Genomic DNA, 11,439 nt, shown 5'->3' with positions numbered 1-11,439 from the left:
TACGATCATCATGAGAAATATTCCTATTCTCACGCTTGATTTAAGATATATCTTGAGTAATATCTGAAGATACATCTAACGCAAACGGAGATTCCCCCATGCGTGACCATCATCCCCACCGCGAACATGGCGACCGGCATGACGGCTTCGAACGCCGTCACGGCCGTGAACGTGGCGACCGCGGCCCCCGCGTGTTTGCCCCCGGCGACCTGAAGCTGCTGCTGTTGTCGATGCTGGCCGAACAGCCCTGCCACGGCTACGACCTGATCCGCCAGATCGAAAGCCTCTTCGATGGCAGCTACAGCCCCAGCCCCGGGGTGATCTACCCGACCCTTAATTTCCTTGAAGAAGCCGAGCTGATCAGCGGCCAGACCCAAGGCAGCAAGCGCCTCTACGGCATTACCCCGGCCGGGCAGAAGTCCCTGGCCGACCAGGCCATTGCCCTGGACGGGGTACGCATGCGCATCGAAGTCAGCAAGCGCTCGCTGCGCGGCCACGACCGCCCGGCAGAGATCCACGAGGCCGTACACAACTTGCGCCACGCCCTGCAGATGCACAGCGGGCGCTGGAACCCGGCGGAAATCGAGCGGGTTCGTACCCTGCTCAATGACACCGCCAAAGCCATCGTCGCAGGGCCCACTGCGACCTCACCGGAGCAACCCGAATGACTGTTAGCGAAAACGCCACCATTCACCGCGTCAACCACGAGATCAAACACCGCCGCCTGAACGTGCTGCGGGTTACCGACCTGACCCCACGCATGCGCCGCATCACCCTCGGCGGGCCAGAGCTGCAAGGCTTTGCCAGCGTTGGCAGCGACGACCACGTCAAGCTGATGTTCGCCTGCTCGGCAGAAGAACAGGCGGTGCTCGACAACCTCGATTTCAGCCGCGACGGCCTGCGCCCGACCATGCGCGAATACACCCCGCGGCGCATCGACCTGGCGGGCGGCGAGATGGATATCGACTTTGTCCTGCACGGCGACGGCCCTGCCTCCACATGGGCGGCCCAGGCGCAGGTCGGCCAGGTGCTCAACATTGCCGGCCCGCGAGCCTCGCTGGTGGTGCCGGACATCTTCGACAGCTACCTGCTGATCGGTGACGAAACCGCGATCCCGGCCATCGCCCGGCGCCTGGAAGAACTGCCGACGGGCCGCAAGGTGGTGGCAGTGATCGAGATCGAGGATGCCCAGGAACAACAGCCACTGGCCAGTGCTGCGCAGGTCGAGGTGATCTGGGTACAGCGTCAGCAGCAGGATCTGCTGGAAGTGGTGAAGGACCTGCCCCTGCCAAGCGGTCAGCTGTATACCTGGGTAGCCCTGGAAAAGTCGCTGATGCGTAAGACCAAGCGCCTGCTGATTGATGACAAGGGCGTCAAGGAAGACCTGATCAAGGCCGCCGCCTACTGGCACCTCGATTCACACGACGAATAAACGGCTACCTCAGGGTTGCGTCCTGGCCTTGGCCAGGCGCCCGCCCTGCCAATGATCGAGGCCAAGCAACAGCAGGCCGATAGCGACGAATCCACCGAGAATCGCCAGCGCATTGAGCAGCACCTGGCCGTAGCCCAGTTCGGCCACGTCGATGAACGGATAGGGATAGGCGCCCAGCACATGCCCGCGCAACAGCGCGTAGGCAAAATACCCCGCCGGATACAGCAGCCAGGCCAGCAGATGCCTGAAGCGCAGGCTGCCCTTCTCTACACAGCACCACCAATAGGCCACGAACAGCAGCGGCATGACATCGTGCAGCAGCTCGTCCGCCAGCCATTGCCAGCCTTGCGGGTGCCACAGGTGACGCAGTAACAAGCTGTAGGCAAGGCCCACGAGGATGATGCTCGCGGCAATCCCGGAACTGACCCAGGGCGCGAGAAAGAAGCGCCGCAGCGGCGAGTCCCGGCCGAATGCCGCGTGACTGAGCACTACGGCGACCAAAGTGTTGCTGAGCACGGTGAAGAAACTGAACAAGCTCACCAGGCCACCCAGCAGGCTGGCCTGTTCCTGCCAGCGCGCCAACAACAGCAGGTACATCTGGATTGCCAGCGCGCTCCAGCCCAGGCACGCGGCCAGGGCGATGAACAGCCTGCGCCGGCTCACCGGCTCAGCGGCCGCGTTGCATTTTCAGGTACAGGCGCTCGACCTTTTCCCGGGCCCAGGGCGTCTTGCGCAAGAAGGTCAGGCTCGACTTGATGCTCGGGTCGCTCTTGAAGCAGCGGATATCGATGCGCTCAGCCAGGCCATCCCATTGGTATTTCGCGACCAGCGCGGTAAGGATCTGCTCCAGGGTCACGCCATGCAGCGGGTTTTGATTTGCGGCGGTCATGCCTGTGCTCCAGCCAACGAAAGGTGCGCACCTTAGCCGAGGCACGGCTGCAAGTCTTCAGACTTTTCGCATCCAAGGTGCTGCTTACAGACATTCTAGTGTGGGCAAAGGCTCTAGCCAGCGCATGGGCGTTTTATCTTTCATGGTAATGTTATATTGTATCAATACTATAACACTGCCAAGGACCCCTTCCCTCCATGCGTCACTTACCCCTGCGCCTCTCCCCCCTCGCCGCTGCGCTCTGGCTCGCCTCGCCCTTGAGTCAGGCTGTCGAGCTGCAACCCCAGGTGATCACCGCCAACCCGCTGGGCAACAGCGAACTGGCCGCGCCCAGCACCGTACTCGACGGCGACAACCTGGCCCTGCAACAAAAAGGCAGCCTCGGCCAGACCCTGAACAACCAGCCCGGCGTCGCCTCGACCTGGTTCGGCCCCGGTGCCAGCCGCCCGGTGATCCGCGGTCTGGACGGCGACCGTATCCGTATCCTGCGCAACGGTGTCGGCGCCCTGGATGCCTCTTCGCTGTCTTATGACCACGCCGTGCCACTGGACCCGGCCACCGTCGAGCGCATCGAAATCGTCCGCGGCCCGGCCGCCTTGCTCTACGGCGGCAACGCCATCGGCGGGGTGGTCAACAGCTTCGACAACCGCATCCCGACCTCGCCCATCGACGGCATTCACGGGGCGGGCGAACTGCGCTATGGCGGTGCCGACACCACCCGCAGCAGCGCCGGCAAGCTGGAGGCCGGTGACGGCCGCTTCGCCTTGCACCTGGACGCCAACAGCCGCCAGTTCAATGACCTGCGCATTCCCGGCTACGCCCGCAGCTCGAAAGTGCGCGACGCCGACGAACCGGGCAGCAAACACCGCCTGGAGAACAGCGACGGTCGCCAGGATGGCGGCGCGCTGGGTGGTTCCTACCATTGGGATCATGGCTATGCCGGCCTTTCCTACAGCCGCTATGACTCCAACTACGGCTCGGTGGCCGAACCGGGCGTGCGCCTGGACATGCAACAGGATCATTACGGCTTCGCCTCGGAACTGCGCGACCTCGACGGCCCGTTCAGCTCGGTGAAGGTCGACCTTGGCTACACCGACTACCAGCACCGCGAGGTTGAAAGCGGCGAAGTGCATACCACCTTCAAGAACAAGGGTTACGAGGCGCGGGTCGAAGCCCGGCACCAGCCGCTGGGGCCGGTCGAAGGGGTGATTGGCGCCCAGGTCAGCCGCAACGAGTTCTCCGCCCTCGGCGAAGAAGCCTTTGTGCCGCAGACCGACACCAACAGCCTGGCGCTGTTCATGCTCGAGCAGTGGCAAGCCACCGAACGCCTGAACCTGAGCCTGGGCGGGCGCCTGGAGCACACCCGGGTCGAACCCGACAGCAAGGGCAGCGAGCGCTTTGCCGAGGCCGATCGTTCGAGCAGCTTCACCGCGGCCAGCCTGTCGTCCGGCGCGGTCTACGAGCTGACCCCGGTCTGGTCCCTGGCCGCGACCCTGGGCTACACCGAGCGCGCACCGACCTTCTATGAGTTGTACGCCAACGGCGCCCACGTCGCCACCGGCACCTACGAGGTCGGCGATCCGAACCTGAGCAAGGAGAAAGCCATCTCCAGCGACCTGGCCTTGCGCTTCGACAATGGCACGCACAAGGGTAGCGTCGGCGTGTTCTACAGTCATTTCCGCAACTACATCGGCCTGCTGGCCAGCGGCAACCTGCGCGAAGGCCATGACCACGACCATGGTCACGGCGATGAAGAGCACGATCACGACCATGATCATGACCACGGCGGCGATGTGCCCGAATACCTCTACCACGGGGTTCGCGCGCGCTTCTACGGCATCGAGGCCCAGGATCGCTGGCAATTGGCGCAAAACCGCTACGGCAGCTTTGCTCTGGAACTGTCCGGCGACTACACCCGGGCCAAGAACCTCGACACTGGCGAAGACCTGCCGCGCATCGCCCCGCTGCGTCTGAACAGTGGTCTGCTGTGGGAACTGGACCGCTGGCAGGCACGGGTGGATGTGCAACACGCCAGTGCCCAGCACAAAAAGCCGGCCAACGAGACCAGCACCGACGGCTACACCACCCTCGGCGCCAGCGTTGGTTACCGCTTCGACATTGGCCAGAGCCAGTGGCTGGCCTTCGTCCGTGGTGAGAACCTGACCGACCAGACGGTACGTTACTCAAGCTCGATCCTGCGTGACATCGCCCCGGCGCCGGGGCGCAGTGTCGAGGTTGGCCTGCGTACCACCTTCTAAGCCAACACCCATCCCGAGGGAGCCGGCCTTGCCGGCGATTGGTCGCATTGGTCTGCGCCTGATGTGCTGATTGTGCCGGCCTCATCGCCGGCAAAGCCGGCTCCCACAAGGGATCAGTGTCACCTGCCTCAGCCGGACTGTTACCGATCCGGCAACGGTGCCTCTCGTTGAATTGACTTTTTTTCTTACAAGTTCAGCTATATCCTCCCCGCCGCAAGCTGAACCGCTTCAGTTTATTTCCCTGCAGCTTTATCGCCGATGATCCTCGGAACTCGGTGGCCTTGCCGTTTTTTCAATAATCAAAAGATAGCGCTATCTCATGCCTCAGATTGATCGTTTCCGCTTTTCCCCCGCCACCCGGACACTGCTTTCGGGTCTGGCCATCGCCAGCCTCGCGCCCTGCGCCCAGGCCGCGGCGATGTTCGCCAGCGACTCGCCATGGATGCTTGGCGATTGGGGCGGTACCCGCACGGAGCTGGCTGAACGCGGCTACGACTTCACCCTCGGTTACACCGGCGAGATGGGCGCCAACCTGCATGGCGGTTATGACGACGACAAGACCGCGCGCTACAGCGACCAGTTCGCCCTCGGCACCCACCTGGACCTGCAGAAGATCCTTGGCTGGCACGATGCCGAGTTCCAGCTGACCGTCACCGAACGGCACGGCAACAACATCAGTAACGACCGCATCAATGACCCACGCGTCGGTGGCTTTACCTCGGCCCAGGAAGTCTGGGGCCGCGGCCAGACCTGGCGGCTGACCCAGATGTGGATCAAGCAGAAATACTTCGACGGCGCGCTGGATGTGAAATTCGGCCGCTTCGGTCAGGGCGAGGACTTCAACAGCTTCCCCTGCGACTTCCAGAACCTGGCGTTCTGCGGCTCGCAGGTGGGCAACTGGGTAGGTGACATCTGGTACAACTGGCCGGTCAGCCAGTGGGCCCTGCGGGTCAAGTACAACCTGACCCCAGAGCTGTACGCGCAAATCGGCGCCTATGAGCAGAACCCCTCCAACCTCGATCGCGGCAACGGATTCAAGCTCAGCGGCAGCGGTACCCAGGGCGCGGTGATTCCGGTCGAACTGGTCTGGAGCCCGGCTGTGAATGGCCTGAAAGGGGAATATCGCGCCGGTTACTACTACAGTAATGCCAAGGCAAGCGATGTCTACAAGGACAGCAACGAACAACCGGCAGCATTGAGCGGCCAGGCTTACCGCAGCAGTTCGAGCAAGCACGGCTTCTGGCTCGGTGCCCAGCAACAGGTGACGTCGCTGGCATCAGACCACTCGCGAGGGTTGAGCGTATTCGCCAACGCCACGCTGCACGACAAGAAGACCAATGCCATCGACAACTATGTTCAGGCAGGTGTGGTGTACAAGGGGCCCTTCGATGCCCGCGCCAAGGACGACATCGGTTTCGCCCTGGCACGCGTGCACGTCAACCCTGCCTACCGCAAGAACGCCCAGGCCATCAATCAGGCTCGCGGCGTCAGCGACTACAACGATCCCCTGTTCCGTCCGATCCAGGACACCGAGTACAGCGCCGAGCTGTATTACGGCATCCACTTGGCCGACTGGCTGACCGTGCGCCCGAACCTGCAGTACATCCGCCATCCCGGTGGCGTGAGCCAGGTCGATGACGCACTGATCGGCGGGATCAAGATCCAGAGCAGTTTCTAACCACCCTTTTCACCTAACGGAGAACACACGATGAGCACTGATGGTGCCTTGAGTAGAACCCGCTGGCTGCCGCGACTGATCGGTGTGCTGTTGTTGCTGATGGGCCTGGCCCTGCTGGCTGGCGGTATCAAACTGAGCCAGCTGGGCGGTTCGCTGTATTACCTGATCGCCGGCATCGGCTTCGCCCTGTCCGGCATCCTGCTGCTGGCCCTGCGCCGCAACGCCCTGGGCCTGTACGGCCTGGTGCTGCTGGGCAGCACCCTGTGGGCATTGTGGGAAGTGGGCCTGGACTGGTGGCAACTGGTACCGCGCCTGGCCCTGTGGTTCGCCCTGGGTGCGGTGTTGCTGCTGCCGTGGGCGCGCCGCCCGCTGCTGGGCAACCCGTCCAAGGTCAACACCGGCCTGCTGAGCCTGGCCGTGGTGCTGTCCGGCGCCACTGCAGTGGCCAGCCAGTTCACCCACCCAGGTGAAATCAAGGGCGAGCTGGGCCGCGAAAGCGCCGAGATGAGCAGCACTGCACCACAGATGCCGGATGGCGAGTGGCAGGCCTATGGTCGCACCGAATTCGGCGACCGCTATTCGCCGCTGCGCCAGATCACCCCGCAGAACGTGCACAAGCTGCAGGAAGCCTGGCGCATCCGCACGGGTGACCTGCCAACCGACAACGACCCGGTCGAGCTGACCAACCAGAACACCCCGCTGAAGGCCAACGGCAAGCTGTATGCCTGTACCGCCCACAGCAAAGTGCTGGCCCTGGACCCGGACACCGGTGCCGAAATCTGGCGTTTCGACCCGCAGATCAAGAGCCCGGTGGGCTTCAAGGGCTTCGCCCACATGACCTGCCGTGGCGTGTCGTATTACGACGAGAACAACTACGTCAATGCCGACGGCAGCCCGGCGCCGAAAATCAGCGACGCCGGCCAGGCCGTTGCCATCGCTTGCCCGCGTCGCCTTTACCTGCCGACCGCCGACGCCCGCCTGATCGCCCTGAACGCCGACACCGGCAAGGTCTGTGAAGGTTTCGGCAACCAGGGTGTGATCGACCTCACCACCGGCATCGGCCCGTTCACGGCTGGCGGTTACTACTCCACCTCGCCTGCAGCGATCACCCGCGAACTGGTAATCATCGGCGGCCATGTCACCGACAACGAGTCGACCAACGAGCCGTCCGGCGTGATCCGCGCCTACGACGTGCACGACGGCCGTCTGGTGTGGAACTGGGACAGCAACAACCCGGACGACACCGCACCGCTGGCACCCGGCAAGACCTACAGCCGCAACTCGGCGAACATGTGGTCGCTGGCCAGTGTCGACGAGAAACTGGGCATGGTCTTCCTGCCGCTGGGCAACCAGACCCCGGACCAGTGGGGCGCTGACCGCACCCCGGGCGCCGAGAAGTACAGCGCCGGCATCGTCGCCCTGGACCTGGCCAACGGCAAGGTACGCTGGAACTACCAGTTCACCCACCACGACCTGTGGGACATGGACGTCGGCAGCCAGCCAACCCTGCTGGACCTGAAAACCGCCGACGGCGTGAAACCTGCGCTGATCGCCCCGACCAAACAGGGCAGCCTGTACGTGCTCGACCGTCGCGACGGTACGCCGATCGTGCCGATCCGCGAGATCCCGGTACCGCAAGGTGCAGTCGAAGGCGACCGTACTGCGCCGACCCAGGCCCGCTCGGACCTCAACCTGCTCGGCCCGGACCTGACCGAACAGGCCATGTGGGGCGCCAGCCCGTTCGACCAGATGCTCTGCCGCATCCAGTTCCGCGAACTGCGCTACGAAGGCCAGTACACCCCGCCGTCGGTGCAGGGCAGCCTGGTCTATCCGGGTAACGTCGGCGTGTTCAACTGGGGCAGCGTCTCGGTCGACCCGGTTCGCCAACTGCTGTTCACCACCCCGAACTACATGGCTTTCGTCTCGAAGATGGTGCCGCGCGCCGAAGTCGCCGCCGGTAGCAAGCGCGAGAGCGAAACCAGCGGTGTGCAACCCAACACCGGCGCACCGTACGCGGTGATCATGCACCCGTTCATGTCGCCACTGGGCGTACCGTGCCAGGCGCCAGCCTGGGGCTACGTGGCCGGTATCGACCTGACCACCAACCAGGTGGTGTGGAAGCACAAGAACGGCACCAGCCGCGACAGCTCGCCAATCCCGATCGGCCTGCCGATTGGCGTGCCAAGCATGGGCGGCTCGATCGTCACCGCTGGCGGCCTGGGCTTCCTCAGCGGCACCCTGGACCAGTACCTGCGTGCCTATGACACCAACACCGGCAAGGAGCTGTGGAAATCGCGCCTGCCGGCCGGTGGCCAGGCCACGCCGATGACCTACACCGGCAAGGACGGCAAGCAGTACGTGCTGGTCACCGCCGGTGGTCACGGCTCGCTGGGCACCAAGATGGGTGATTACGTAATCGCTTACAAATTGGCTGAGTAGACCTTAGCTGCTAGCTGCAAGCTTCAAGCTGCAAGCACCGCGCCCCCCACTTGCGGCTTGTAGCTTGAAGCTTGAAGCTTGAATCTTTCCTCCACCCGCCCCATCTAAGCACCATAGTCATTGAGCAGGTGCGCCATGAGCGATCAGCAGGATCTACCGGAACATCCCGAGGAAGACGCCGAAGTCGAACATCTCGAAGCCTCCGAACACAGCGGCCATAACCTCGCCTTGCCGGGCCAGCAGTTACCCGACAAGGTCTATATCATCCCGATCCACAACCGCCCGTTCTTCCCCGCGCAAGTATTGCCGGTGATCGTCAATGAAGAACCCTGGGCCGAAACCCTGGATCTGGTAGCCAAGACCCCACATCACTCCCTGGCCCTGTTCTTCATGGACACGCCGCCAGAAGACCACCGTCATTTCGACACCTCGGCCCTGCCGCTGTACGGCACCCTGGTCAAGGTGCACCACGCCAGCCGCGAGAACGGCAAACTGCAGTTCGTCGCCCAGGGCCTGACCCGGGTGCGCATCCGTACCTGGCTCAAGCACCATCGCCCGCCGTACCTGGTCGAGGTCGAATACCCGCATCAACCGAGCGAGCCGACCGACGAGGTCAAGGCCTACGGAATGGCCCTGATCAATGCGATCAAGGAGCTGCTGCCGCTCAACCCGCTGTACAGCGAAGAGCTGAAGAACTACCTCAACCGCTTCAGCCCCAACGATCCGTCGCCCCTGACCGACTTTGCCGCCGCGCTGACCTCGGCCACCGGCAACCAGTTGCAGGAAGTGCTCGACTGCGTGCCCATGCTCAAGCGCATGGAAAAGGTCCTGCCGATGCTGCGCAAGGAGGTCGAAGTCGCGCACCTGCAGAACGAGATCTCTGCCGAGGTGAACCGGCAGATCGGCGAGCACCAGCGCGAGTTCTTCCTCAAGGAGCAGCTCAAGGTCATCCAGCAGGAGCTGGGCCTGACCAAGGACGACCGCAGCGCGGACATCGAACAGTTCGAGCAGCGCCTGCAAGGCAAGACCCTGCCCGCCGCCGCGAAAAAGCGCATCGACGAGGAGCTGGGCAAGCTGTCGATCCTCGAAACCGGTTCGCCGGAATACGCCGTCACACGCAACTACCTGGACTGGGCCACCGCCCTGCCCTGGGGTGTCTACGGCAAGGACAAGCTCGACCTCAAGCACGCGCGCAAAGTGCTCGACCAGCATCACGCCGGCCTCGATGACATCAAGGAACGCATCCTCGAATTCCTCGCCGTGGGTGCCTACAAAGGCGAGATCAGCGGCTCCATCGTGCTGCTGGTAGGCCCGCCGGGCGTCGGCAAGACCAGCATCGGCAAGTCCATCGCCGAATCCCTGGGCCGGCCGTTCTACCGCTTCAGCGTCGGCGGCATGCGCGACGAGGCCGAGATCAAGGGCCACCGCCGCACCTACATCGGCGCCCAGCCGGGCAAGCTGGTGCAGGCACTCAAGGATGTCGAGGTGATGAACCCGGTGATCATGCTCGACGAGATCGACAAGATGGGCCAGAGCTACCAGGGCGACCCGGCCTCGGCGCTGCTGGAAACCCTCGACCCCGAGCAGAACGTCGACTTCCTCGACCACTACCTGGACCTGCGCCTGGACCTGTCCAAGGTGCTGTTCGTGTGCACCGCCAACACCCTCGACTCGATCCCCGGGCCGTTGCTCGACCGTATGGAAGTGATTCGCCTGTCCGGCTACATCACTGAAGAAAAACTGGCCATCGCCAAGCGCCACCTGTGGCCCAAGCAATTGCACAAAGCCGGTGTGGCCAAGACCAGCCTGAGCATCAGCGACAGCGCCCTGCGCACGGTGATCGAAGGTTATGCCCGCGAAGCCGGTGTGCGCCAGCTGGAAAAGCAGCTGGGCAAGCTGGTACGCAAGGCGGTCGTGCAACTGCTCGAAGATCCCGAGAAAAAGATCAAGATCGGCCCCAAGGACCTTGAAGCATCGCTGGGCATGCCAGTGTTTCGCAGCGAACAGGTGCTCTCCGGCAAGGGCGTGATCACCGGCCTTGCCTGGACCAGCATGGGCGGCGCCACCCTGCCGATCGAGGCGACACGCATCCACACCCTCAATCGCGGCTTCAAACTGACCGGTCAGCTGGGTGAGGTGATGAAAGAGTCCGCCGAAATCGCCTACAGCTATGTCAGTGCCAACCTCAAGCAATACGGCGGTGATCCGAGCTTCTTCAATGAGGCCTTCATTCACCTGCACGTACCGGAAGGTGCCACGCCCAAGGACGGCCCCAGCGCCGGGGTGACCATGGCCAGTGCATTGCTGTCGCTGGCCCGTGACCAGGCACCGAAGAAAGGCGTGGCCATGACCGGCGAACTGACCCTGACCGGCAAGGTCCTGCCGATCGGCGGGGTGCGCGAGAAGGTCATTGCGGCGCGGCGGCAGAAGATCTTCGAGCTGATCCTGCCGGAAGCCAACCGGGGTGATTTCGAAGAGTTGCCGGATTACCTCAAGGAGGGTTTGAGCGTGCACTTTGCCAAGCGCTTCAGTGATGTGGCGAAGGTGCTGTTCTAACCCCGGACCATAGATGTGGGAGCGGGTTTGCCCCGCGATCGGGCGCGCAGCGGGCGCAATTCAGGCTTCACCTGGAGTGCTGGCTGTACCGGCCTCATCGCGGGTCAAGCCCGCTCCCACAGACAATGCAGGCCCTTGCCCTGCGATCATCTTCGGTTATGCTGCGCTATCGTCGCCTATCCGGAGC

The 11,439-nt window shown here is 63.4% G+C and carries 8 protein-coding genes; 6 read left to right on the top strand and 2 right to left on the bottom strand.

Features of this window, described 5'->3' with window-relative positions:
* Nucleotides 1–98 precede the first annotated feature (98 nt).
* Both JV241A_RS05440 and JV241A_RS05435 read left to right on the top strand, forming a co-directional pair.
* On the top strand, nucleotides 99–668 hold the full coding sequence (locus tag JV241A_RS05440) for a PadR family transcriptional regulator (RefSeq protein WP_134061526.1): 570 nt from the start codon (nucleotides 99–101) through the stop codon (nucleotides 666–668).
* Nucleotides 665–1,432 carry a siderophore-interacting protein gene (locus tag JV241A_RS05435; RefSeq protein ID WP_134061525.1) on the top strand — a complete coding sequence of 256 codons (768 nt, stop codon included), beginning with the start codon at nucleotides 665–667 and terminating at the stop codon, nucleotides 1,430–1,432. Before JV241A_RS05440 ends, JV241A_RS05435 begins: the two co-directional genes overlap by 4 nt.
* A 9-nt stretch (nucleotides 1,433–1,441) precedes the next feature.
* Here the strand turns inward: JV241A_RS05435 and JV241A_RS05430 are convergent, their stop codons facing one another.
* Nucleotides 1,442–2,095 carry a Pr6Pr family membrane protein gene (locus JV241A_RS05430; protein ID WP_115085588.1) on the bottom strand — a complete coding sequence of 218 codons (654 nt, stop codon included), beginning with the start codon at nucleotides 2,093–2,095 and terminating at the stop codon, nucleotides 1,442–1,444.
* A 4-nt stretch (nucleotides 2,096–2,099) separates the two neighbouring features.
* Nucleotides 2,100–2,321, bottom strand: coding sequence for a VF530 family protein (locus tag JV241A_RS05425; protein WP_045197670.1), 222 nt, complete (start codon nucleotides 2,319–2,321; stop codon nucleotides 2,100–2,102).
* A 197-nt stretch (nucleotides 2,322–2,518) separates the two neighbouring features.
* Here JV241A_RS05425 and JV241A_RS05420 point away from each other — a divergent pair, with 197 nt between their 5' ends.
* From JV241A_RS05420 to lon, 4 genes are all read left to right on the top strand, one after another.
* A complete protein-coding gene (locus JV241A_RS05420) occupies nucleotides 2,519–4,579 on the top strand; it encodes a TonB-dependent receptor (RefSeq protein ID WP_134061524.1) in 2,061 nt (686 codons plus the stop codon).
* Between the two features lie 319 nt (nucleotides 4,580–4,898).
* Nucleotides 4,899–6,257, top strand: coding sequence for a carbohydrate porin (locus JV241A_RS05415; protein WP_134061523.1), 1,359 nt, complete (start codon nucleotides 4,899–4,901; stop codon nucleotides 6,255–6,257).
* Nucleotides 6,258–6,287: 30 nt separating this feature from the next.
* On the top strand, nucleotides 6,288–8,696 hold the full coding sequence (locus tag JV241A_RS05410) for a glucose/quinate/shikimate family membrane-bound PQQ-dependent dehydrogenase (protein ID WP_115085585.1): 2,409 nt from the start codon (nucleotides 6,288–6,290) through the stop codon (nucleotides 8,694–8,696).
* A 135-nt stretch (nucleotides 8,697–8,831) separates the two neighbouring features.
* Nucleotides 8,832–11,252, top strand: coding sequence for an endopeptidase La (gene lon, locus JV241A_RS05405; RefSeq protein WP_134061522.1), 2,421 nt, complete (start codon nucleotides 8,832–8,834; stop codon nucleotides 11,250–11,252).
* Nucleotides 11,253–11,439: the final 187 nt, after the last annotated feature.

The organism is Pseudomonas sp. JV241A (genome assembly GCF_900275665.1).
In the GTDB taxonomy this organism is placed as follows: Bacteria; Pseudomonadota; Gammaproteobacteria; order Pseudomonadales; family Pseudomonadaceae; genus Aquipseudomonas; species Aquipseudomonas wadenswilerensis.
This window is presented reverse-complemented; position numbering and strand designations above follow the sequence as displayed.